We start from the raw sequence: 22,782 nt of genomic DNA, 5'->3' as shown, positions 1-22,782 counted from the left end.
AAATTATCTTCTAAAATGTGGCGATTGCGAGAGTTCTACTTTGGTGACAAAATATTTGGTATCACCCCAAAACACAAAGGTTCCAAAACGTTCAATATAGGTTAATTCTACATACTCGCCTTGGTGTTCGCGCAACATTTTTATGACCTCGTCGTGTTTGTCTAAGACAGAAAAGCTAAATATTTGCGCTCCGCTTATACCTTGACTTATTTCTCCTTCCCAAGTTTTTATCATTACGCCTTTATTGCTAAATTTTATCAACTCGCCGGCGCGTGTACCTTCGCTATAAGGTACAAAATATAAAAAGCTGTAAAAGCCAATGGCCAATAAGGTAATACCGACTAAGATATAAATTAAAATTTTTTTCATGCTTGCTGCTGTTTTTCAGAGTCAAAAACCGTTTTTTCAATAGCTTTATTATCTATTTGTTTGCTGGCTTTTGCGCCTAATTTTTTTAATTTTTCTACTCTTTTTACCAGATTACCACGACCGGTTAGTTTTTTCATCGCACCATCGTAAGTACTTTGTACAGTTTGTATTTGTTTGCCCACTTTTAGCAATTCGTTGGTTAAATTTGTAAAACTATCGTATAATGCGCCAGCTTGCGTGGCAATTTCTAAAGCGTTTTGCTTTTGTTTTTCATTTTGCCACATACTGTCTATTGTTTTTAAAACAGCCAGAAGTGTGGTAGGTGTTACTAAAATAATATTTTTTTCAAAAGCATCATTATATAATTGCGGGTAAGCATTAGAAGCAACTGCAAAAGCAGCTTCTATAGGAATAAAAAGCAAGACAAAATCCGGACTTTCCATTTCATATAATTGGTGGTAATTTTTTTTGTGCAATTCTTCTACCCGGTTTTTTACCGCTATCAAATGTTTTTTTAAATCTTTTTCTTTTTCAATTTCATCTGTTTGATTGGCATAGCGTTCGTAGGCATTTAGCGAAACTTTGGCATCTATAATCATCTTTTTATCGCCAGGTAAACTAATTATTACATCGGGCATTAAACGTTTTCCGTCTGAAGTATAAAAGCTTTTTTGCACAAAATATTCTTGGTTTTTTTGCAAACCGCTACGTTCCAAAACACTTTCTAGTAACATTTCGCCCCAATTGCCTTGCATTTTTGTATCACCTTTTAAAGCTTTGGTCAAATTGGTGGCTTCTTCGCTAATTTTTAAATTTTGCTTGTTCAACTCTTCCAATTGCTTGTCTAACCTAGCGTGTCGCTTTATAGACTCGTCACTATTTTTATCTACCTTGCTCTCAAAAAGCTTGATTTTTTCTTGTAGCGGATTTAAAATATTCTCAATATTCTGTTTGTTTTGCAAGGTAAATTTCTCCGATTTCTGCTCTAAAATCTTATTGGCAAGATTTTCAAACTCTGTACTAAATTTCTTTTGTAGTTCTTCGACTTCGGCTTTTTGTTCTTTATTTTTTTGCTGAAGGTTTTTAAACTCTACCGTAATTTGGGTTAATTCGTTTTTATAATTATCTTTTTCTTTACGGATTTTATCGCGCTCGGTTTGCACTTCGGTAAGTTGAGCAAACAACCTTGCATCTGTATTTTCCAATTGTTTCTGCAAATCTGCTTTTTGATTTATAGCGTTTTCTTTTGCGTTGTCTAATTGGGTTTGCAACATAGAAATATTGGTTTCTTTATGCTTTAAAACTTTCTCGGCTTGTAGCCTAGACCAAATCTTTCCTATAAAAAAACCAATTAATAATATACCTAACGCTACTAAAGCAAAAACAAGATATTGGTTCATAAACTTAATTTTCTCAAATGTACATAAAATTCCGGCTCATTATATTTTGAAAAGAAAGGCTTTGGTAATATTCAGTAATCAGAAAAAACTTTATAATTGTTTACTCTACAATTTTAAACGTGCTGCTCTGCGCATCAAACCGAATTAAGTTTTTAGGAAATAAGCGTTCTAAATGCTTGTCTTCTATAAGCTGCTTGGGTGTATCTTGAATTACGCGGCCTTTATTTATCAAGATAATTTCATCACAAAGCTGCAAAGCCAAATTGATTTCGTGCGAAGCAAACACAATAGTTTTTCCGGTTTTTTGGGTAAGGTCTTTTAGCATTTTTAAAACAAATACCTTGTGGTACATGTCTAAATGTGTTGTTGGTTCGTCCAAAACTATAAGCGGTGTATCTTGTGCCAAAGCTCTGGCCAGCATTACTTTTTGTAATTGCCCGTCACTTAAATTACTGCATTTTCTTTCTGCTTTATCGTTTAAATCAATTAACTCTAAAGCTTTTGTAATAGCTTGTTTGTCTTTTGCAGATAAAACACCCAGCCAATTAGTGTACGGATGCCTTCCTAAGGCGACAAATTCTTGAATACTTAAATTTTTAGAAAAATGCGTGTGCGTAAGTACAATACTAATTTGTTCGGCTATTTGTTTGGCCGAAAGCTCTTTAATATTTTTATTTTCTAAAAAGATTGCACCATTTTTTGGCTGTAATTGCCCAATTAAAGTCTTGAGTAGCGTAGATTTACCAGAACCGTTTATACCAATTGTAGCAATTAATTTTCCTTTAGGAATATTTAAATGAATAGCCTTGGCAATACTTTTTTGCGCATAACCAATTTCCAGGTTTTTGGTTTCTAGTAAAGGAATTTGTTTTGCTTCCATATTAAAAGACTAATTTTTTCTTTCGTACCAAGAGCCAAATTACTACTGGAGCGCCAATTATAGAAGTTATAGCGTTGATGGGTAAAGTAAATTCGCTACCCGGAAGCTGCGCAATACTATCGCAAATTAACATCAAAATTGCCCCGCCAATTATAACGGCCGGCGCCAAAACCAAATGATTGCTATTGGGTATTACTTGTCTAACTAAATGCGGTACTGCCAAACCAATAAAAGCAATGGGTCCGGCAAAAGCGGTAATACTTCCGGCAAGCAAACTGGTTGCCAAAATTACCAACAATCTATTTTGTTTTATGTTGGTGCCTAAACTTTTTGCATACTGTTCTCCCAATAATAAAGCATCCATATTTTTTAAACTAAAAACGCTTAAAAGCAATCCGCCAAGCCAAAATAAACTTAATAAACCAACTTCTTGCCAAGCTAAATCTCCTAAGCTGCCAAAACCCCAAAAAATATATTGTTGTAATTTTTCTGAAGGACTAAAATATGAAAGTACGCTTACCACAGCAGCGGTAAGATTTGCAAACATAAGCCCAATTATAAGCAAAGCCATCGTGTCTTTTATTCTGTAAGAAGTAGCCAAAATAGCTAGTAAAACCAGAAAACTGCCAATGCTGGATGCGATAATTAGTGCATATTTAGAAAGTAATAGGCTAGAGAAAATACCGCCAAAAAAAGCACTTCCCATAATTACCAAAGCAACGCCCAAGCTAGCGCCACTGCTTAAACCCAAAACATAAGGTCCCGCCAACGGATTTCTGAATAAAGTCTGCATTAAAAGTCCGCTAAGCGCTAAACCGCTACCTACCAATATAGCTGTAAATGCTTTTGGTAAGCGGTATTCTAAAATAATAACTTGCCAACTTTCTTTTGCGGTGGGTTGTTGCAATAATGCGTTTAAAACCTCTTTAAAAGGAATACTAACCGAACCTAAATTTATATTGACAAAAAAAACCGCAAGTAGCAGAATAATGCCAAAAATTAAGTATGTTTTGTTAGGTTTCAAATTATTTTAAGGGTTTTAGAAATACAGTTTCATAATCTTGCAATAATTCCGGATGAAAGATTTTCACCAAATCTTTTAAAACCAAATCGGGGCGGTTGGGGGCTAGTTCATAAAATAAAACCCCGCCGGTTTCGCCTTTTACGCCGGCATAGGTAAACATTTTTTTATTTTTAAAAGCCTCAAATCTTTTATAATGTGCGCTGGCGTCTCCCAATTGTTGATAGGTTGTGAAAGAACCCGGAGCCATCCAAAAATTGGCGTTTTTGGCTTTTTCTAACACACTTTCAAAACTTAAAGACAAGCTTCCTTTTTCTTTATTATCACTATATAAATAATTGGTGTTGGCTTCTTCCAATAGTTTTGCCTGCCAAGAATTACCGCCCGGTAAATACCAAACATCTTTATACATCGCTCCGCTTAAAATAGTAGGTTTATTTTGTGCTTTTTTTGCAATTTTTTTAGCCTTGTTATATTCGGTTTCAATACGATCAAAAGTTTGTTTAGCCAATTTATCTTTTCCGTAAAGAGCACCAAAAAATTTAATCCATTCTGCTTTTCCTAAAGGGTTTTCTTCCGTCCAGTCTGCATTGTACAAAACAGGAATTCCGCTTTTTTGAATGGTGTTAAAGGTTTTATTTCCGCTTTTAACGGCAAAACCAATAACTACTTCAGGGTTTAATTCTAGTAAAACTTCGGTATTTATATCTTCGTTTTCTCCTAACTCTCGTATTTTATTTTGGTTGATTAATTTTCTAGTTTTTTTAGAGGAAATATAATCTAGGTTAGGAAAACCAAGCAGACTGTTTTCTTCTTCCAAAGTCTCTAAAGATGGGATGTGCGTGGTAGAGGTAACCACAATATTTTTTATAGGTATGGCAACTTTTTCATCGTATTCTAGGTTTTCTGGCACTTTATTTTTGTCTTCTACCAGGAGATAAGTAAAACTTTTTTCTGCCTTTGGCCACGGCGTGTTTACTTCAATAATCTTAAAACCATCGTAAGCGGTAATGCTAAAACCGCTTGCATATTTTATCTCCAGTGGAGTTCCTTCCGAGTTAATCGTGGTTTTTTCTGATTGGTTTTTGCACCCCCATAAAATCAAAAAACAAAAAAGTATGCTAAAGTTTTTCACGCTGTTTAATTTTTAACAAAAGTAGGATTATTTCAAAATTTAAAGCCGTAATCAATAAAAATGTTTACTTTTGTCCGCAAATTGGTTTGTTGCATGATAGCAACAATTAAAATGGGAATTCCGTTAAATTCGGAAGCTGTTCCCGCAACTGTAAGCTTTGTCCATTTATTTGGATGCTTGTTTTAAACTTCATTCCACTGTCTTTTTTTAAGATGGGAAGGACCAAAACAAGACGCAAGCCAGGAGACCTGCCAGTTTTTAACTATAAATTGATTTGTTCGGGATAAACAAAGATAAAAACTATGCGGTTTCTATTTATTTTCTTGGTATTGGTTGGTAATGCTTTGTACGCGCAAGATAGCGCCGTAGAGCAATTGGACACCATTGTTTTAAAACCTTTGCGCCTAAAGGAAAAATCTGTGGGACAAAAAGTTTTGGAGATTTCACAAGAAACCGTAAAAACTTATCGCCCGCAACTTACCGATGTTTTAAATTTTGAATCGCCCATCTATTTTAAAGAAAACGGATTGGGAATGGAATCTTCGGCGAGTTTTAGAGGAACTACCGCGCAACAAACCGCTGTTTTATGGAATGGCATTAATATAAACTCGCAGTTCTTAGGGCAAGCAGATTTTAATACGTTACCCACTTATAACTATTCTTCCATACAAATTAGATCTGGTGGCGGAAGCAGTCAGTTTGGAAGCGGCGCAATTGGCGGCACGGTTTTATTGCAAAATAAATTAGATTTTAACCGTGGTGATAGTTATTCCCTTTACGGAAACAAGGGCAGTTACGACACACATACTGCTGCTGGTAAGATGGTACTTTCTAAAAAGAATTTTGTGCTAAATGCTGGTTTAACCTATTACGAATCAGACAACGATTACAAACACTTTACCAGCGGAAGAGAAAACGAAAACGGTCAGTTTAATAATTTAAGCGCCACTTTTAATGCTGCTTATAAAATCGATACCAAAAACAAATTAACACTCTTTACGGAATGGTTTTCCGGCGAACGGCATTTCTCTATTTTAGAAGCCACACAAACCAAAACCAAATACCAAGACGATAACCTTAAAACGCAATTGGTTTGGAACTCTAATTTTAAAAAATTTACGACAACAGCTAGATTAGCCTATTTAAACGAAAAGTTTACCTACTTTCCAAAACTTTCTAAAAGCCAAGAAACTAACTATGGTCGGGCGCAATCTCTAATTGCAAAATATAATTTGGGCTATAAACCTCAAAAAAACCTTTTTTTAGAAGCCAGTTTAGACCATAAATATACATGGGCAACCGGCAGCAGTATTCAAAATTCCAAACGGAATTTGAGCATTTTTAGGCTTTTTGCCAAACACCAATTAACCAAAAATTGGGTGTATCAAATTAACCTCAACACCCAATACAGCAAAGATTTTGAAAATCCGTTGTTATACCACTTTGGCACCAATTATACTTTTTCTGAAAAGCACGAAATTAGGGGTAGTTTTTCTAAAAATTATAGAATTCCCACTTTTAATGATTTGTATTGGCCGGGCGCCGGAAATTTAGATTTAAAGCCCGAAACTTCGCACCAGATAGAAGTTAGTTACTTATTTAGTCATAAAGCCTTTCAAGCCGAAGTTAGTTTATACCAAATTAATTTAAAAGATATGATTCGTTGGTTGCCTTCCGGCGGAAGCGTTTGGAAGCCGGTAAATACAGACAAAGTAACTTCTAAAGGCTTGGAGACTACTTTAAATTATCGTTTCTCTTTCGGTGAAAACCACTTTAAACTTAGCGGAATTTACGCCTATACCAATTCAGAAAATAAAAAAAGCAATAAGCAATTAATTTATGTGCCATTCCATAAAGCAACAGCTCGCGTAGTTTACAATTACAAAAGTTTTGAAGTACAATTAGCAAATATGTTTAATGGTGAAGTATATACGCAGTCTGATAACAATCCGGAAACTGCAATTGAAAATTATTGGCTAAGCAATCTTGCATTGCGCTATAGTTTTGGGGAAAACGCAACTTATACTTTTGGTGGCCGAATTAGAAATTTGGGCGATAAAGAATATTTTAACAAAGAATATAAGCCAATGCCCGGCATTAATTATGAACTTTTTTTAACTATAAACCTTTAATATTATTCTTATGAAACAATTTATTTTTAAACCTTTATTTTTAGCGTTAAGCTTAAGTTTGGTGCTTGCTTCTTGTAGCAGTGACGACGACTTTATCGCATCTGAAAATCCGCCAACTAACGAAGATGACGATAACAACGATAATAATGATGACGAGAACTCGCAAGGCATTTACGATTTAGGTTTTATTGTAGCCAACGAAGGTAATTTTGGAAGCCCAAATGCTTCGGTTTCATATATTAGTGCCGATTTGGAAAACCTAGAAAATAATATCTTTAACACCGCAAACACCGGCGAAAATGTGGGCGATGTTTTAAACAGCATTGCTTTTGATGACGATTATGCTTTCTTGGTGGTAAACAACAGCAACAAAGTTTTGGTAGTAAACCGCTACACTTTTGAGTTGGAAGCAACGCTAACGCAAGATATTGATATGCCTAGGTTTGCTGGCGCAGAAAATGGTAAGTTGTACATTTCTAACAGCGCAAGCCAGTCGATTGCAATTTACAATACCAATAATTTTTCTTTTGAAAGTGCAATCGTCCTGGATAAACCTGTAGAGCAACTAGAAATTGATAACGGTTATTTATACGTGCAAAATGCTGCGTTTAACACTGGTAACGAAATTACGGTTATCAATTTAAGCAATAATCAAGTAGAAACAACACTAACGGTAGGCGACGGACTAAATTCAATAGACGTGGAAAATGGTGTTTTATATGCGCTTAGCGCGGAAGGAATTGCAACTATAAGCACGACTAGTAATAATTTGACCGGTACTATAAACTTTACGGAAGGATTTACCGGCGGCACAAAATTGGATATAGAGAACAATGAAATTTATTTTATTTCTGGTTCTAAAATCTATAATTACGCAATTTCTGCAACCGAATTAACCGACACGCCATTGATGGATACGCAAGTAAACGACGAATCTTGGTTTTTAGGTTACGGTTTTGCCGTAGAAAACGACAAAATTTTCTATTCTAATGTAAACGGTTTTACTGCAAATTCTGAGGTTTATGTTTACGATTTAGAAGGAAATTTAGAAAAAACACTAACCACCGGAATTGGCGCAAACAATTTTTATTTTAACGATTAAAATTTAAAGATTTTTTACCTTACCAACCTGCAGGGTTTCCTAAACCCTGTAGGTTTTTTTAATCTTGTAGTTTTTAGTAGCAAGTTACCTGTAATAATGAAAAACATCCTGCTTGCCATAATATTATTGCCACTTTTGACTTATTGCCAGTCATCTAAAACTTATTTGGAATTAGTTGATGACGCAAAAACGAAGAAAAATGCGGAACAAATTGAAAAGTTGATTATTGGGACGTGGGAATTTCAAAAATTGACTGATAAGAACGGAAAAACTATTGCGGAAGTGAAACATTTCGTGAATGACACAATTACAGCGACTGAATATGTTTCTCGACCGAATATGCGAATTGAAAAAGACAAAACTTATGAAATATTTGGTTGTGAAAATGCGGAAAACTGTGAAATCGGAGCTTGGGAATATGACTCAAAAGCAAAGATTTTCAGAATGACTTTTGACAAACCAAAATACAAAGTGCCGATTGACAGAATAGCGCCTGGACTTTTGGAACAATTAAAAAAATCTGGTTCTTTAATTGAGTTTACGAAAAACGAAATAGAAATAGCGGAAATTACTCAAACGGAATTGAAAGTATTTGAATTTTTAGAAAGTGATGGAACTGAACTTAAGTATAATTTAAAAGTGTATCGAAAAAAATAACTACAGGTAACAACGTGTATAATTAATTGCTAGTACTCGCCTACTTACGAATATTCCTGCGGAATATTCTATTCAGTTTTTATTTGCTAAATTAGTTGCTTAAACACGCAACTAACCATACACAAACACGTTCTTGTTAAAAATTCACTTTTATAAGTTTCACGGTTATGTTCTCGTACCTACGAGGTTTAGAAACCTCACAGGAAGATTATTTTTTTTAGTAATAAAAGTCTTTTATTCTAAATCCGTTAAGTACATTTCTTGATAAACCGTCGATTGCATTTTCGATTCTCCTATAAATTCTAAGCTTTTTGCAGGAGAAAAAGATTTTCCGCTTCCTGTAATTATAGAAATTGCTTTATTTAATAAAGGTTCGTCTAAAGAGCCTAATTCGCCAAGGTTGGTATAATCTTCCGGTTGTTGGTAAGTTGGTGTGATTCCTTCAAAATAATCTGTAAAACCATTGGCGTTGACCGTTTTTAAAACCAAAGGCTGCATTGCGTAGCGATGACCCAAATTCCTGTCTGTGCGGGAATAGTCGGGTGAGTCGTATAAAGTAACAGAAGCTTGAAATTTTCCGGTGGTAGTCGCGCCAATTTGTATCACATCTATATAAGGTCGTAAGGAACTAAGTAACAACTCGCTGGCAGAGGCCGTGGCTTCTGTTGTTAGCACATAAACTTTGTTTAAATTTAAACTGTTTATGGCGGCGCCGTTCCTAATTTCAGCATTAAAAAACCGTTGTTGGTTTTCAAAATTATTGTTGTAAACTTGATTGGTAAAAACTTCGCCTTCAAATTGCCCGGTAATCATACTGCATAAATCGTTACAGGTTTCTACGCTACCACCGCTGTTGTAGCGTAAATCAATAATTAATTCGTCTAAGTTTGCAGCTTTAAAGTTTCCAAATGCATTGTTTAATTCCGCGTCAAAGCGACTGGTAAAAGCGTTGTACATTAAATAACCTATTTTTTGGTTTTCCACCGAAAACACATCAGAAATAAAAACCGGATTTTCTGTATATTGTATTTGGTTGAGTGAAATACTGGTAGATAAATCGCTTAAATTACCATTTTCAAAAGTTGCTAAACCAATGGTATAATTGATTTGATCTAATAAAGATCTATAATTATCTTGTGTCAAATAGGTTTCGTTTACCCGATTAAAAAGCATGCCGCGTTCTATACCTTTTTCGGCGGCGGGTGTGTTGGGTAAAACATAACGCACATAGCCAAAAACCTCGTTGTTAGTAGTTCGGCGTAAGCCAAATTCCATTCCGCTAGTTTGGTTTGTACCATTTAAAGCATTTTCCAAAACGCGATAGTCGCCTACCAAAAAACTAAACCTATCTTGGCTTACCTGTAAGTGATTGAATAAACTAGCTGGACTTTCGTAAGAATTTAGAAAATCGCTGTACGCTTGTTCGCTTTCAAAACGGTTGTTGGCAAGATCTGGTTGATTATCTTTATATAAATAATAGGTTTGTAAGCCTGTGTAAATAAAATCTTGTATGCTTTTGGTAGAAGCTTTAATAATAACATCGTCGTTGTCTTCAAAGCAGCTAACTAAGCTAAATACTAAAACTAGAAGTATGATTTTTTTCATAATACGAATTGCAAAATGCGTTTAAACGTAACGCATGAATTGTTTTTGATAACTAATGTAACAAAATAATCTCTTACACGTCGTATAGATAAGAAGCAAAGGAAGTTGTTTTTTCAAGCATATAAGATAATAGGTTTTAGAAAATTGATTTGAATAGGAATATTTTAAGAGAATGAACCAAAAGGCATTTTTAGAATATATAAATCCATTAAAAGACAAAATTTACAGATTGTCTTTACGGTATTTGGTATCTAAAGAAGCCGCGCAAGATGCAACACAAGAAGTGTTGCTAAAGCTTTGGAAATTAAAAGACAAGCTCTCCGGTTATAATAATCCGGAAGCTTTTGCAATGACGATAACAAAAAATTATTGTTTAGACCAGTTAAAGTTGAAAACAAATAACAACCTAAGAATAGTTCATAACAATTTTGACGATGGTAACCCTTCTTTACAAAAACAGCTAGAAGCTAAAAACGAGCTGGAAATTGTAGGTAAGATTATTGAAGGTTTGAGCGAAAATGAAAAGTTGCTCATTCATTTGCGAGATATAGAGCAACTGGATTATCAAGAAATTGCCGAAATAACCAAAATGAAAAATACGGCAATACGCGTGGCACTTTCTCGGGCACGTAAAAAAATAAGAGAAGAAATATTAAAAAAACATAGCTATGGAGCGAGTTGAAATAAATAAAATAATAGACCGGTACTTTGAAGGAGAAACCAGTTTACAAGAAGAAAAACGCCTGCGCACGTATTTTAATTCAGAAAAAGTTACGCCGGAGTTAGAGCCTTATAAAGCAATGTTTGCTTTTTATGAAAACGAAAGCAAAAAATCTACATCTGTAGAAATACCTGCAGAAAAAAAAGTGTCTAAAAAACACGCTTATAAATGGACGGCAATTGCTACCGTACTTATAATTTTGGCGGGTTACGGAGTTTTTAAAACCAATACCACCGGTGTTGAGCAAGAGAAAATTGCAAACCACGATTTGGCTGTACAGCAAACCCAAGATTTGTTATATATGCTTACCGATGCTATAAGTACCGGGCAACAGCAAATAGATTACCTAAATGAATTCAGTAAAACAAAAAATAAAATTTTAAAATAAAAGCAATGAGAAAGTTAATAGTTAGTTTAAGTCTTGTTTTAGTTGCAATAACTATGCAAGCGCAAGATTTTTCGAAGTACGAAAATATGCGGGAAGTAGATGCTATGGTAGTTACCAGCAATATGTTTAAGCTCTTGGCAGAAATAGATGTAGATAGTGACGATCCCGAGGTAAAACGCTATATGCAACTAATAGAAAACTTAGAAAATATACGGGTAATTTCTACTTCCAATCAACAAATAGGCGAAGAAATGCTTACCGATATGAATAAATATATTGCCAATAATGCTTTAGAAAAGTTAATGATGCTTAAAGAAGATGGCAAAAACGTAAAATTTTATTCCAAACCCGGGAGCAAAAAGAATTACGTTAGGCAATTAGTAATGTTGCTTTCTGGGCAAGAAGAGGGTAAACCCATAACGGTAGCTTTATCTATTACGGGAGATATAGACATTAAAGAAGTTTCGCGTTTAGCAAAAGATCTGGATGTACCGGGCGCAGAGCAACTTAAAAAAGTAGAAAATAAATAAGAAAGAGATGAGAGCAATTCAAACTGTAATACTTGTGTTTTTGGCTGCATTAAGTTTTTCTTGTAGTTCAGAACCCACTTTGCAAGAATATTTTGTAGACAATCAAGATAACGCGCACTTTTTGGCTATAGATGTGCCGGCAAGTATGTTTCTTTCGGCGGGGCCAGAACTTTCTTCAGAAAGTAAAAAGACTTTAAAATCTATAAAAAAAGCAAATGTTTTGGCGTACCCGCTTACTGAGGAAACCCAGAAAAATTATCCGCAAGAAAAAGCTGCAATTACCAAAATATTAAAAAATGATCGTTATAAACTTTTGCTTCGGATGGGTTCTGCCAACCGTCAGGTTAAAATCTCTTATCTGGGCGAAGAAGATAAAATAGACGAATTGGTGGCTTTTGGTTTAGATGATGAAAAAGGCTTTATTATTGCGCGCATTTTAGGCGATGAAATGCAGCCAAAAGCAATTTTAAAGCTAATGAAATCTGCCGGAGAAGGTAATTTAGACATCAATATAGAAAGTCTTGGTCAATTAGAAAAAGTTTTTGAAAAAGAAAAAGATTCCATTAAAACCAAAAACGATACTTTATAAGCTATCAATCAAAACTTGCTTTAAAACACATAAAACCGACTCTTAAATGGTCGGTTTTTTTATTTTTAAGATTTTATGTCTGCCAAAAAAATTAATCGCTACAAAAAGATAAGAAGATAAAAGACATTTGCTTTACGGAATATTTAATTCAGATTTTCATTCCGTAAAGTCTAAATTTTTACAGGAATAGGATTAATATTCATAAAAAATCCTATTTTTAAACAAAATTCATTTCATGTTAGTAAAAGTTTTTGGCAGCGCCGTTTTCGGGGTAGAGGCAACAACGGTAGTGGTAGAGGTAAATGTGGTAAACGGGATTGGTTATCATTTAGTAGGTTTGCCGGATAATGCGATCCGCGAAAGCAGTTTTCGTATTGCTGCGGCTTTACAGAACAATGCTTATAACCTTCCGGGGAAAAAAATAACCATAAATATGGCGCCGGCAGATTTACGCAAAGAAGGTTCTGCTTATGATTTAACGTTAGCTTTGGGAATTCTGGCTGCTTCTTCGCAAATAATAGCAGAAAATATAGAAGATTACCTCATTATGGGCGAGTTGTCTTTAGACGGCAGTTTGCAACCCATAAAAGGAGCTTTGCCTATTGCTATAAAAGCTAAAGAAGAAGGTTTTAAAGGTTTCATTTTACCGAAACAAAATGCCGCCGAAGCCGCTATTGTTGACGGATTAGATGTTTACGGAGTAGAAAATATTACAGAGGTTATCCAGTTTTTTGATAAAGGAGAAACTCTAGAGAAAACTGTGGTAGACACCAGAAAACAATTCTACGAAAATTTAGAACATCCAGAGTTTGATTTTGCCGATGTTAAAGGACAAGAATCTATTAAGCGTTGTATGGAAATTGCAGCAGCCGGCGGTCATAACATTATATTAATAGGTCCGCCGGGTTCCGGAAAAACAATGTTGGCCAAGCGCTTACCAAGTATTTTACCACCAATGACTTTGCACGAAGCTTTAGAAACCACCAAAATCCATTCGGTGGTGGGAAAGACTAAAAATAGTGTTGGTTTAATGGCGCAAAGACCTTTTAGAAGTCCTCATCATACAATTTCAGACGTTGCCCTTGTTGGCGGCGGCAGTTATCCGCAACCGGGGGAAATTTCGCTTTCGCATAACGGGGTTTTATTTTTAGACGAGTTACCAGAGTTTAAACGTACAGTTTTGGAAGTTATGCGGCAACCTTTAGAAGATAGAGAGGTTACAATTTCTCGCGCTCGCTTTACGGTTACTTATCCTTCCAGTTTTATGTTGGTTGCCAGTATGAATCCTAGTCCGGGTGGTTATTTTAACGATCCTGACGCGCCGGTAACTTCTTCTCCTGCAGAAATGCAGCGTTATTTAAGTAAAATTAGCGGTCCGTTATTAGACAGAATTGATATTCATATAGAAGTAACGCCGGTTCCTTTTGAAAAACTGAGTGATGAGCGCAGAGGTGAAGAAAGCGTAACCATTAGGCAACGGGTTACTGCCGCTCGCGAAAGGCAAACACAGCGTTTTAAAAAGTATGAAAATATACATTATAATGCGCAAATGGGTGTAAAACAAATTAGGGAGTTTTGTAAATTAGAAGAAAGTTCAAAAGAATTATTGAAAACTGCGATGGAACGCTTAAATTTATCGGCTAGGGCGTACGATCGTATTTTAAAAGTAGCCCGAACCATTGCAGATTTAGCTGCAGAACCACAAATAAAAGGAGAACACATCAGCGAAGCGATTCAGTATAGAAGTTTAGATCGCGACGGTTGGTTAGGATAAAAATTATGAAAAAGAGTATATTAATCTTAGCTGTTTTAAGCTTTTTTGCTTGTAAAGAAAAACAGAAAACAGAAACAGAAAATCAGCAATCTAAAGCTGTAGAAGAGCAAGACAGTAGTATTGTAGAAGAAATTAGCAACACTTTTGATATGTCCAATCAAGTGGTTTTAGATAAAAGCCAAGCTTCAAATTTGGCGAAATTGCCCTTGGCTTGTATAGAAAAAGAATATCCAAACAAGCTAAACCAAGTTTTGGCAAATAAAGATGAACTTCAAAACCCTAAGAGTTTACATCCGGTTTTTTACGGTTGTTTTGACTGGCATTCTTCCGTGCACGGCTATTGGACAATGGTAAAATTGCTAAAGCAATATCCGCAATTAAAGCAGGCTAAAAAAATTAAAGCTTTACTTCAAGAAAACATCACTAAAGATAACATTAACAAGGAGTTAAAATATTTTAAAAAGGAGCACAACAAAACTTATGAGCGTACGTATGGTTGGGCTTGGCTTTTAAAGTTAAGCGAAGAATTACAGACTTGGGACGACACTTTAGCGGTAGATTTAAACAAAAATTTACAACCGTTAACCAATAAAATTGTTGATAATTTTCAGAAATTTTTACCTAATTTAAGTTATCCCATTCGAGTAGGCGAACATCAAAATACTGCTTTTGCTCTTAGCCTAGCATACGACTATGCTAAAACTACCAAAAATGAAGAACTTAAAAAATTAATAGAAGCAAAAGCAAGAGAGTTTTATCTGACCGATAAAAATTGTCCAATTGCCTACGAGCCTAATGGCTATGACTTTTTTTCTCCTTGTCTAATGGAAATCAACTTAATGCAAAAAATCTTGGAAGAAAGTACTTTTAAAATGTGGTTAAAAGAATTTATGCCTAGTATTATAAAAAAAGATTTTCAATTAGAGCCAGTAGAAGTAACCGATAGAAGTGATGGAAAACTGGTTCATCTAGACGGGCTAAATTTTAGCAGAGCTGCGGTTTTATTCGCTTTAAGCGGAAAATATAAAGACTTCAAATATTTAGAATCCATAGCCGAAAAACATTTGGCAGCCTCTTACGAAAATGTTTTAAACGATTCTTACGAAGGCGGCCACTGGTTAGGAACTTTTGCTTTATATGCTTTAAATCAACGTGTAAATAAAAACTAATTATGCTTAGCGTAAACCTTAATTGCGATTTGGCAGAAGGAGGTAAAAACGATGAGAGGCTTATGCCTCTCATTTCGTCTTGTAACATTGCGTGTGGCGGCCATTATGGCAATGCCAGCTCAGTAAAAGAGGCTGTAAAGTTAGCCTTGCAAAACAATGTTAAAATAGGCGCACATCCTTCTTATCCGGACAAAGTGAATTTTGGTAGGAAGCCTATCAAAATAGATAGCAATACATTAGAAGAAACGTTAAAAGAGCAAATTTCATTGGTAAAGCAAACTGTTGAAAATTTAGGCGGAAAATTGCATCATATCAAACCGCACGGCGCTTTGTATAATCAATTAAAGCACGATAAAGAAATAGCAGAAGCAGTGGTAAAACTTATTTTAGAAATGGGTAAGGAATTGGTTTTATTTGTACCTCCAAAGTCTATTATAAAAGAAACCGCTATTAAAAATAACCTAAAAACCTTTACGGAAGGTTTTGCAGACCGGGCGTATAAAACCGATTTAAGTTTGGTTTCTAGAGCTAAAACCGGCGCCGTTTTGCACGATAAAAATGCCATTTTCAAACAAGTTTTAGCAATGGTAAAAAACCAGAAAATTCTACTGGAAAACGGAAGTAAAATATACGCAAATTTCGATACGATTTGCGTGCATAGCGATACGCCAAATTCGGTGGAAATTTTGCGTTATTTACACCAGCAGTTAAAAATAGAAAACATCAAAATAGAGTAGGGAAAATGAAACTAGATAACTTAAAATTTGAAGCACTCGGGCAACAAGCTATTTTGATTTCGTGGCCGGAAGAAATCAGTAAAAACACTCTTGCCGAAATACTTTCTGTTAAAAACTTAATTTACAAAAACCAACCTAAAGTAAAGGTTGAGGTAATTAATACATTTAATTCATTATTAGTAAATTATCTTTATTCAATAGAAAATATCTATGGAGAATTAAAAGTGTTAAAAAACCTTCTTTCGGAGACTAAAATAGAGAATAAAATCAATTCTAAAAAATTTATTATTCCGGTGTGTTATGACAAGAAATTTGCGTTGGATTTAGAAGAAATTAATCGACAAAAAAATATAGCTACAGATAAAATTATAGAGCTGCATACAGCGCCAATTTATACGCTTTATTTTATAGGTTTTTTACCCGGGTTTTTATACTTGGGTGGCTTGGATAAATCGCTTGAAATTCCGCGTAAAAAAACACCGCGTTTGGAGGTAGAAAAAGGAGCAGTTGGCATTGGCGGAAAACAAACCGGAATGTATCCGCAAAAATCTGCCGGCGGTTGGCAAATTATCGGTAACTCCCCAATCCGACTTTTTGACGCCAACAAAGAAAATCCGGCGCCATTTTCTGCGGGAGACGAGATAAAATTCAAAGCAATTTCTGTAGAAGAGCACGAGACAATTCAGCAAAAAATAAAAGAAAACAAGTTTAAATTAGAAAGGGTAAACCAATGGGCGTAAAAATTAGTAACGAAGGAATTTTTACCAGTATTCAGGACCGTGGCAGATTTGGTTATGCAGGAATTGGCGTTCCGCAAAGTGGTGCAATGGATCGTTATTCGGCTAAAATTGCCAATATGTTGGTTGGTAATGAAGATTTTGAGGCCGTGATGGAATGTACGCTAATAGGTCCAAACTTACTTTTTCAAAACAAGGCCTTGGTAGCTTTGGCGGGATTGGCAGCGGAGGTTAGCCTAAACAATCAAAAAATAGAACTTTTACGACCGTTTAAAGTTAATATAGGAGATGAACTCCATATAAAACAAATAACCCAAGGAACCCGGCTTTATTTGGCAATAAACGAAGGTTTCCAAACCGAAGAGGTTTTGAATAGCAGAAGTTATTATACTTCCGTAACCAAAAAAGAAAAGCTGGAGAAGAACGATGTTATACCGTTTAACAGCTTTACGGAAAAAAAGAAGAGAAATTACGCAAAGATAAATTATAACCAAGTTTTGCTAACCACTAATAAAATAAAGGTCTATAAAGGTCCTGAGTGGCATTTATTGCCTAAAAAATTGCAAGAGCAAATTTTGAAAGATAAAGTAAGCATTTCCAAAAATACCAGCAGGATGGCTTATCAAATAGAAGAAAAATTCCCAAATAAACTTAGCGGAATGCTGTCGCAACCCGTTTTACCGGGAACAGTACAACTCACGCCAGATGGCAATTTAATTATTCTTATGCGCGATGCCCAAACCACCGGCGGCTATCCGCGCGTTTTACAACTTGCACCGGAGAGCATCAACACATTGGCACAAAAGAAACAAGGAGATATGGTATGTTTTAAAATGTTGAAGAAAAGAAAGCTAATAATCAAATAAGCTTTTTTAATTTTTCTAACCACTTTAATTTATTACCAAACGGTGCATACCTAAACGGTACGTCTATCCAAGTTTTACGGTTTACGATACTTTGTTGGTGCGTAAAACAATAAAAACTATGTTTGCCATGGTAGGCGCCAATTCCGCTATTGCCTACGCCACCAAAAGGCAGTTTGTCGTTTACAAAATGTACTACAACGTCATTAATTACGCCACCACCAAAAGGAAATTTCTTAAATAGGTTTTTGGCAAAGTTTTTATTTTCGGTAAAAATAAAAGCTGCCAATGGTGCGGGATAAGAATTTATAATAGAAAGTATCTCCGCTTCTTTTTCGTAGGAAATTATGGGTAACAACGGGCCAAAAATTTCTCCTTGCATTATTTCGCTTTCCAAATTGGGTTCGTCAATTATGGTAGGCGCGATAAAATTGGTAGCAGCATCTGTTTGTCCGCCAAAAACTACTTTTTTTTCATTTATCATGGCGGTTAAACGCTCAAAATTTTTGCCATTTATAATTCGTGCATAATCTGTAGAAGCTTCGGTGTTTTTGCCGTATGCGGCGATTATTTCCTGTTTTAAAGCTTTTACAAATTGTGGCTTAATACTTTTTTCTACCAAAACATAATCTGGAGCAATGCAGGTTTGTCCGGCGTTTAAAAATTTTCCCCAAACTATACGCTTGGCACTCAATGCAATTTTTGCCGATTTATCTACAACACAAGGATTTTTACCACCCAATTCTAAAGTTACCGGCGTTAAGTGTTTTGCCGCAGCTTGGTGTACAATTTTTCCTACGGGAACGCTGCCGGTAAAAAAGATAATATTCCATTTTAAATCCAAAAGTTCTTGAGCTGTGTCTTTGTCGCCTTCGACAACCGCAATTTGTTCTTCTTTAAAAACGTTTTGTATTATTTTTACCAAAATTTGCGAAGTATTCGGGGTTAATTCCGAAGGTTTTAAAACAACGGTATTGCCGGTGGCAAAAGCAGCTATAACCGGATTTATAGCTAATTGAAACGGATAATTCCACGGGGCGATTACCAAGACATTACCATACGCCCGATGATAAATATAACTGGAAGAAGGAAAGTTTAGAAAGCCGGATTTTACCTTTTCCGGTTTCCACCATTTTTCTAGGTTCTTAATAAATAAATTCAATTCTTTGTAAACCACGATAACTTCGGAAAGAATGGTTTCAAAAGCGGGTTTTTGAAAATCTGCTTGTAAAGCTTCGGTAATTGCAGTTTCTTGCTTTTGAATTTCTTGTTTTAATTTTTTCAGTAATGAAATTCTATGCTTTACGGAACTTGTAGCTTGAGCTCTGCGGTTTTCTTGTTGTAATTGGTAAAGCTGTTGTATCGTGGCTGGCATAGGGTTTATTTAAGGAGTTGCTACTAAGAAAGTGAAAACCAGCGAAATATAAACAAAAACGCAGCTTTTTAACGTAGATTTTAAATATTCTTCGCCGCCGCTTGCCATAAATTATCGTCAGGGACGGGCGTTGTAAAAGTCATTTTTTCTTTTTTAACCGGATGCACAAGACTTAAACTTCTTGCGTGTAAATGTATGCGGCCATCGGGATTACTTCGGTTAAAACCATATTTTAAATCGCCTTTTATTGGGCTGCCAATCGCCGATAACTGACTCCTGATTTGATGATGTCTTCCGGTTTCTAGATCTATTTCTAAAAGCGTGTAACGGTCTAATTTTTTTAATGTTTTATAATGCAAAACCCCTTTTTTGCTGTTGGGAACTTCGTTTTTATGCGAATAGGATTTGTTCTGCTTTTGATTGCGTTTTAGATAATGCACCAAAGTTCCGTTTTCTGGGTTTGGCGTATTTTGTACCATTGCCCAATAGGTTTTTTTGTTTTTCTTATCTGCAAATAATTTGTTTAAACGCGGTAAAGCTTTAGAAGTTTTTGCAAATAAAACAACACCGCTTGTGGGTCTATCTAAACGGTGAACCACACCTAAATACACATTGCCGGGTTTGTTGTGTTTTTCTTTTAAATAAGCTTTTACAATTTCGCTTAAAGGCGCATCACCGGTTTTGTCGCCTTGTACCAAATCTCCTGCACGTTTGTTTATCACAATTAAATGATTGTCTTCGTAAATAACTTGCAGGTTTTGCGAATTAGAATGCATTGTTTTCAAATTGTTTGCTTTTACTTCAAAAATACTAAAACTATCAAAGTAGAACTCTATGCCAAATCTATTATCAAATTACTCTTTAACGCTACGAAGAATTGAAGAATTGAAGAATTCTAAAAATTAATGTATTGCTTTAAATGCAAACAAGCAAAAAAGAAAATACAGGAATTTTCGTAAAAATAATTACTTTATAGGTTTAATATTGTTCTTGGTCATTAGGAAAATCACCGGACTTTACATCATCGTTATAATTTTTAAAAGCTTTGGTCATTTCTGCGTGCATATCTAAATAACGGCGCAAAAACCGCGGATTAAATTCGTGTGTCATTCCCAGCATATCGTGTACCACCAAAACTTGTCCGTCTACGCCATTGCCGGCGCCAATGCCAATAACCGGTATAGAAATGCTTTCTGCTACTTCTTGGGCTAACTTTGCCGGTACTTTTTCTAAAACAATTGCAAAACAACCAATTTTTTCCAGCATTTTAGCGTCTTCTTTTAATTTTGCTGCTTCTTCTTCTTCTTTTGCCCTTACGGTATAAGTGCCAAATTTATAAATAGATTGCGGAGTTAAGCCCAAATGGCCCATTACGGGAATGCCGGCTTTTAAAATACGTTTTATAGACTCTTTTACTTCTTTACCGCCTTCTAATTTTACTGCGTGTCCGCCGCTTTCTTTCATTATTCTAATAGAAGAGCGCAAAGCTTCTTTTGGGTCGCTTTGGTAACTGCCAAAAGGTAAATCTACCACCACCAAAGACCTGTCTATCGCACGTACCACAGAAGAAGCGTGGTAAATCATTTGGTCTAAAGTTATGGGCAAAGTGGTTTCGTGCCCGGCCATAACATTAGAGGCAGAGTCTCCCACTAAAATGACATCTATGCCGGCGCCGTCTACAATTTGGGCCATTGTATAATCATAGGAAGTTAGCATAGATATTCTTTCGCCGCGTTTTTTCATATCTACTAAAGATTTTACAGTAACGCGTTTATATTGTTTTTTTGCGGTTGACATAGCTAATTTTTATTGTTTTGTTTCTGTAAAAGTAGTAATTTACCGCGTCAATAACAATTTGGTTTTAAGAATGAAGTACTCGTTTTTTATTCTATTATTTTGTGTGGGTAGTTTTGTAAATGCCCAAAAAACACCAAAAGCGTGTGTAGAACAATTTTTTATAGCATTTCATGAGCAAGATACTGTGAAATTAAAAAAGCTGCTTATTCCTGAAGTTAAATTTCAATCTATTTCTAAAGATGAGAAAGGCAATAGTGTTTTGCATATAGAAAATCGGTTAGATTTTTTAAACAGTCTAAGCAGTATTCCTAAGCAAATGTATTTTAAAGAAGAATTAGGTAAACCTGTGGTTCAAAAAGATGATAAAATGGCTGCGGTTTGGGTACCTTATGAATTTTATTTAGATACCGAATTTAGGCATTGCGGCATAAATTTATTTACATTAATGCAAGTAGAAAAGAAATGGAAAATTATTCATTTTACCGATACCCGTCAAATTAAAAACTGCAATAGATAATTTTTTTTACCTTCGTTTTTTAAAACCAATTCAGATGAATTATATCTTATTCGACGGTTCTGTTAGAAACCAACTGCTGCCTTTTACTTTTACCAAACCCGTAGCAGATTTACGTTTTGGAATTTTAACCATTCGAGAGAAATGGGAAAAGTTCTTGCAAAGTACCACAACAACCGTAACCGAAGATTATTTGACAGAAAAATGGCCAATGGTAGAAATGGAAGAAAACACCATGCTTAACGCCGCTTTTTGTCCGTCTGAAGCTTTACTAGAGCAAATAAATAATTTGCAAAATCAAGAGGTTTTAGTACATCAAGAATATTATGTAGCTTTTAAAACCAATAAAAACGAAGAAATAGATTTAGAAGATTTTAAAACTGTAGAGTTAGATACCAAACCATTATTTATAGAGCACAGCTGGGATCTTTTTGCTAAAAATGCTGCCGCTATACAAGCAGATTTTGACTTGTTGACCAAAGATCGGGTTTCTGCAAAAATACCGGAAAGCGTTTTCTGTATCCGTAAAGAACAAATTTTTATAGAAGATGGCGCAAAGTTGACCAATGGTAGTTTAAATGCCAGCAACGGTCCGATTTATATTGGAAAAGATACAGAGATAATGGAATATTGTTCCGTGCGCGGTCCTTTTGCTTTATGCGATAATGCAACTTTAAAAATGGGAGCAAAAATCTATGGCCCAACCACTGTTGGACCGCATTCTAAGGTTGGGGGAGAAGTAAATAATTCTGTTATAAGCGGTTACTCCAACAAAGGTCACGATGGGTTTTTAGGCAATTCTGTCTTGGGAGAATGGTGTAATATTGGAGCAGATTCTAACAACTCGAATTTAAAAAATAATTACGCAGAAGTACGTCTTTGGGATTACGAAACAGAAGGTTTTGCCAGAACTGGTTTGCAGTTTTGTGGTCTAATGATGGGAGATCATTCTAAATGTGGTATTAACACCATGTTTAACACCGGAACGGTAGTTGGCATAAGTGCCAATATTTTTGGAGCAGGATTTCCCAGAAATTTTATACCGAGTTTTAGCTGGGGCGGGAGTAGTGGAACCACAACCTATAAAACCAACAAGGCCTTTGAAGTTGCCGAAAAAGTAATGCAACGCCGTAATATTGACTTTACGGAAGAAGATAAGTCTATTTTAGAAGCAGTTTTTGAACAAACGCAGAAATACAGAAGAAAATAAGGTATTTTTAATTTCAGTTTTATCCAATCTTTTATTTTTCCCTAAAGTTTACAAGCAATAATTGGTAAACAAATTTT

23 protein-coding genes and 1 riboswitch are annotated in these 22,782 nt (G+C 35.3%); of the genes, 14 read left to right on the top strand and 9 right to left on the bottom strand.

Going from position 1 to position 22,782, the window contains the following annotated elements:
• Positions 1–3: 3 nt before the first annotated feature.
• From FKR84_RS07035 to FKR84_RS07015, 5 genes are all read right to left on the bottom strand, one after another.
• On the bottom strand, positions 4–369 hold the full coding sequence (locus FKR84_RS07035; RefSeq protein WP_141421590.1) for a 6-phosphogluconate dehydrogenase: 366 nt from the start codon (positions 367–369) through the stop codon (positions 4–6).
• Positions 366–1,769, bottom strand: coding sequence for a DNA recombination protein RmuC (gene rmuC, locus FKR84_RS07030; protein ID WP_141421589.1), 1,404 nt, complete (start codon positions 1,767–1,769; stop codon positions 366–368). Before rmuC ends, FKR84_RS07035 begins: the two co-directional genes overlap by 4 nt.
• Positions 1,770–1,869: 100 nt before the next feature.
• On the bottom strand, positions 1,870–2,649 hold the full coding sequence (locus FKR84_RS07025; RefSeq protein WP_141421588.1) for an ABC transporter ATP-binding protein: 780 nt from the start codon (positions 2,647–2,649) through the stop codon (positions 1,870–1,872).
• 1 nt (position 2,650) lies between these two features.
• Entirely contained in the window at positions 2,651–3,673 is a 1,023-nt protein-coding gene (locus FKR84_RS07020; RefSeq protein WP_141421587.1) for an iron ABC transporter permease, read from the bottom strand.
• A 1-nt stretch (position 3,674) separates the two neighbouring features.
• A complete protein-coding gene (locus tag FKR84_RS07015) occupies positions 3,675–4,805 on the bottom strand; it encodes an ABC transporter substrate-binding protein (protein WP_141421586.1) in 1,131 nt (376 codons plus the stop codon).
• Positions 4,806–4,870: 65 nt separating this feature from the next.
• Positions 4,871–5,075: riboswitch (cobalamin riboswitch) on the top strand.
• A 32-nt stretch (positions 5,076–5,107) separates the two neighbouring features.
• Between FKR84_RS07015 and FKR84_RS07010 the strand changes: the two genes are divergently transcribed.
• From FKR84_RS07010 to FKR84_RS07000, 3 genes are all read left to right on the top strand, one after another.
• Positions 5,108–6,937: a TonB-dependent receptor plug domain-containing protein gene (locus tag FKR84_RS07010; protein WP_141421585.1), complete on the top strand. Its 1,830-nt coding sequence runs from the start codon at positions 5,108–5,110 to the stop codon at positions 6,935–6,937.
• 10 nt (positions 6,938–6,947) lie between these two features.
• On the top strand, positions 6,948–8,039 hold the full coding sequence (locus FKR84_RS07005; protein WP_141421584.1) for a YncE family protein: 1,092 nt from the start codon (positions 6,948–6,950) through the stop codon (positions 8,037–8,039).
• Positions 8,040–8,135: 96 nt separating this feature from the next.
• The gene (locus FKR84_RS07000; protein WP_141421583.1) at positions 8,136–8,696 is read left to right on the top strand and encodes a hypothetical protein; all 561 of its coding nucleotides are present in this window, start codon (positions 8,136–8,138) and stop codon (positions 8,694–8,696) included.
• Between the two features lie 234 nt (positions 8,697–8,930).
• On the opposite strand, the gene FKR84_RS06995 is transcribed toward FKR84_RS07000, so the two are convergent.
• Positions 8,931–10,301, bottom strand: a complete 1,371-nt coding sequence (locus tag FKR84_RS06995) for a S41 family peptidase (RefSeq protein WP_141421582.1) — start codon at positions 10,299–10,301, stop codon at positions 8,931–8,933.
• A gap of 172 nt (positions 10,302–10,473) precedes the next feature.
• Between FKR84_RS06995 and FKR84_RS06990 the strand changes: the two genes are divergently transcribed.
• The 9 genes from FKR84_RS06990 (at position 10,474) to FKR84_RS06950 (ending at position 17,812) form a co-directional block, all read left to right on the top strand.
• Positions 10,474–10,983 carry an RNA polymerase sigma factor gene (locus tag FKR84_RS06990; RefSeq protein ID WP_141421581.1) on the top strand — a complete coding sequence of 170 codons (510 nt, stop codon included), beginning with the start codon at positions 10,474–10,476 and terminating at the stop codon, positions 10,981–10,983.
• Entirely contained in the window at positions 10,970–11,410 is a 441-nt protein-coding gene (locus FKR84_RS06985; protein WP_141421580.1) for a hypothetical protein, read from the top strand. The genes FKR84_RS06990 and FKR84_RS06985 overlap by 14 nt, the downstream gene beginning before the upstream one ends.
• Before the next feature lie 5 nt (positions 11,411–11,415).
• Positions 11,416–11,940 (top strand): DUF4252 domain-containing protein, encoded by a 525-nt coding sequence (locus FKR84_RS06980; RefSeq protein WP_141421579.1) that lies wholly within the window; start codon positions 11,416–11,418, stop codon positions 11,938–11,940.
• Positions 11,941–11,947: 7 nt separating this feature from the next.
• Positions 11,948–12,529: a DUF4252 domain-containing protein gene (locus FKR84_RS06975; protein WP_141421578.1), complete on the top strand. Its 582-nt coding sequence runs from the start codon at positions 11,948–11,950 to the stop codon at positions 12,527–12,529.
• A 235-nt stretch (positions 12,530–12,764) separates the two neighbouring features.
• Positions 12,765–14,303: a YifB family Mg chelatase-like AAA ATPase gene (locus FKR84_RS06970; RefSeq protein ID WP_141421577.1), complete on the top strand. Its 1,539-nt coding sequence runs from the start codon at positions 12,765–12,767 to the stop codon at positions 14,301–14,303.
• A 5-nt stretch (positions 14,304–14,308) separates the two neighbouring features.
• Positions 14,309–15,472, top strand: a complete 1,164-nt coding sequence (locus FKR84_RS06965; protein ID WP_141421576.1) for a DUF2891 domain-containing protein — start codon at positions 14,309–14,311, stop codon at positions 15,470–15,472.
• Positions 15,473–15,474: 2 nt separating this feature from the next.
• Entirely contained in the window at positions 15,475–16,209 is a 735-nt protein-coding gene (gene pxpA, locus FKR84_RS06960) for a 5-oxoprolinase subunit PxpA (RefSeq protein ID WP_141421575.1), read from the top strand.
• Positions 16,210–16,214: 5 nt separating this feature from the next.
• Positions 16,215–16,949 (top strand): 5-oxoprolinase subunit PxpB, encoded by a 735-nt coding sequence (pxpB, locus tag FKR84_RS06955; RefSeq protein ID WP_141421574.1) that lies wholly within the window; start codon positions 16,215–16,217, stop codon positions 16,947–16,949.
• Positions 16,940–17,812, top strand: a complete 873-nt coding sequence (locus FKR84_RS06950) for a 5-oxoprolinase subunit C family protein (protein WP_141421573.1) — start codon at positions 16,940–16,942, stop codon at positions 17,810–17,812. The genes pxpB and FKR84_RS06950 overlap by 10 nt, the downstream gene beginning before the upstream one ends.
• Here the strand turns inward: FKR84_RS06950 and FKR84_RS06945 are convergent.
• The 3 genes from FKR84_RS06945 to panB all read right to left on the bottom strand — a co-directional run bounded on the left by FKR84_RS06945 (position 17,805) and on the right by panB (position 20,981).
• Positions 17,805–19,184: an aldehyde dehydrogenase gene (locus tag FKR84_RS06945; protein ID WP_141421572.1), complete on the bottom strand. Its 1,380-nt coding sequence runs from the start codon at positions 19,182–19,184 to the stop codon at positions 17,805–17,807. The genes FKR84_RS06950 and FKR84_RS06945 overlap by 8 nt on opposite strands.
• A gap of 80 nt (positions 19,185–19,264) precedes the next feature.
• Complete coding sequence (locus FKR84_RS06940; RefSeq protein ID WP_141421617.1) at positions 19,265–19,960, bottom strand: RluA family pseudouridine synthase; 696 nt, start codon at positions 19,958–19,960, stop codon at positions 19,265–19,267.
• A gap of 202 nt (positions 19,961–20,162) precedes the next feature.
• A complete protein-coding gene (panB, locus tag FKR84_RS06935; protein ID WP_141421571.1) occupies positions 20,163–20,981 on the bottom strand; it encodes a 3-methyl-2-oxobutanoate hydroxymethyltransferase in 819 nt (272 codons plus the stop codon).
• A 70-nt stretch (positions 20,982–21,051) separates the two neighbouring features.
• Here panB and FKR84_RS06930 point away from each other — a divergent pair, with 70 nt between their 5' ends.
• Together FKR84_RS06930 and FKR84_RS06925 are read left to right on the top strand one after the other, a co-directional pair.
• A complete protein-coding gene (locus FKR84_RS06930) occupies positions 21,052–21,498 on the top strand; it encodes a nuclear transport factor 2 family protein (protein ID WP_141421570.1) in 447 nt (148 codons plus the stop codon).
• Between the two features lie 34 nt (positions 21,499–21,532).
• Positions 21,533–22,705 carry a GlmU family protein gene (locus tag FKR84_RS06925; protein WP_141421569.1) on the top strand — a complete coding sequence of 391 codons (1,173 nt, stop codon included), beginning with the start codon at positions 21,533–21,535 and terminating at the stop codon, positions 22,703–22,705.
• Positions 22,706–22,782 lie beyond the last annotated feature (77 nt).

Source organism: Haloflavibacter putidus, assembly GCF_006546625.1.
Classification (GTDB): Bacteria; Bacteroidota; Bacteroidia; order Flavobacteriales; family Flavobacteriaceae; genus Mesonia; species Mesonia putida.
Note: the sequence above shows the minus strand (reverse complement) of the source record. Positions and strands in the feature narration are given on the sequence as shown.

What these genes read in the sequence shown, in the direction of transcription:
- FKR84_RS07035 (WP_141421590.1), bottom strand. Translation starts at nt 369, where the DNA reads ATGAAAAAAATTTTAATTTATATCTTAGTCGGTATTACCTTATTGGCC.
- rmuC (WP_141421589.1), bottom strand. Translation starts at nt 1,769, where the DNA reads ATGAACCAATATCTTGTTTTTGCTTTAGTAGCGTTAGGTATATTATTA.
- FKR84_RS07025 (WP_141421588.1), bottom strand. Translation starts at nt 2,649, where the DNA reads ATGGAAGCAAAACAAATTCCTTTACTAGAAACCAAAAACCTGGAAATT.
- FKR84_RS07010 (WP_141421585.1), top strand. Translation starts at nt 5,108, where the DNA reads ATGCGGTTTCTATTTATTTTCTTGGTATTGGTTGGTAATGCTTTGTAC.
- FKR84_RS07005 (WP_141421584.1), top strand. Translation starts at nt 6,948, where the DNA reads ATGAAACAATTTATTTTTAAACCTTTATTTTTAGCGTTAAGCTTAAGT.
- FKR84_RS07000 (WP_141421583.1), top strand. Translation starts at nt 8,136, where the DNA reads ATGAAAAACATCCTGCTTGCCATAATATTATTGCCACTTTTGACTTAT.
- FKR84_RS06995 (WP_141421582.1), bottom strand. Translation starts at nt 10,301, where the DNA reads ATGAAAAAAATCATACTTCTAGTTTTAGTATTTAGCTTAGTTAGCTGC.
- FKR84_RS06990 (WP_141421581.1), top strand. Translation starts at nt 10,474, where the DNA reads ATGAACCAAAAGGCATTTTTAGAATATATAAATCCATTAAAAGACAAA.
- FKR84_RS06985 (WP_141421580.1), top strand. Translation starts at nt 10,970, where the DNA reads ATGGAGCGAGTTGAAATAAATAAAATAATAGACCGGTACTTTGAAGGA.
- FKR84_RS06980 (WP_141421579.1), top strand. Translation starts at nt 11,416, where the DNA reads ATGAGAAAGTTAATAGTTAGTTTAAGTCTTGTTTTAGTTGCAATAACT.
- FKR84_RS06975 (WP_141421578.1), top strand. Translation starts at nt 11,948, where the DNA reads ATGAGAGCAATTCAAACTGTAATACTTGTGTTTTTGGCTGCATTAAGT.
- FKR84_RS06970 (WP_141421577.1), top strand. Translation starts at nt 12,765, where the DNA reads ATGTTAGTAAAAGTTTTTGGCAGCGCCGTTTTCGGGGTAGAGGCAACA.
- FKR84_RS06965 (WP_141421576.1), top strand. Translation starts at nt 14,309, where the DNA reads ATGAAAAAGAGTATATTAATCTTAGCTGTTTTAAGCTTTTTTGCTTGT.
- pxpA (WP_141421575.1), top strand. Translation starts at nt 15,475, where the DNA reads ATGCTTAGCGTAAACCTTAATTGCGATTTGGCAGAAGGAGGTAAAAAC.
- pxpB (WP_141421574.1), top strand. Translation starts at nt 16,215, where the DNA reads ATGAAACTAGATAACTTAAAATTTGAAGCACTCGGGCAACAAGCTATT.
- FKR84_RS06950 (WP_141421573.1), top strand. Translation starts at nt 16,940, where the DNA reads ATGGGCGTAAAAATTAGTAACGAAGGAATTTTTACCAGTATTCAGGAC.
- FKR84_RS06945 (WP_141421572.1), bottom strand. Translation starts at nt 19,184, where the DNA reads ATGCCAGCCACGATACAACAGCTTTACCAATTACAACAAGAAAACCGC.
- FKR84_RS06940 (WP_141421617.1), bottom strand. Translation starts at nt 19,960, where the DNA reads ATGCATTCTAATTCGCAAAACCTGCAAGTTATTTACGAAGACAATCAT.
- panB (WP_141421571.1), bottom strand. Translation starts at nt 20,981, where the DNA reads ATGTCAACCGCAAAAAAACAATATAAACGCGTTACTGTAAAATCTTTA.
- FKR84_RS06930 (WP_141421570.1), top strand. Translation starts at nt 21,052, where the DNA reads ATGAAGTACTCGTTTTTTATTCTATTATTTTGTGTGGGTAGTTTTGTA.
- FKR84_RS06925 (WP_141421569.1), top strand. Translation starts at nt 21,533, where the DNA reads ATGAATTATATCTTATTCGACGGTTCTGTTAGAAACCAACTGCTGCCT.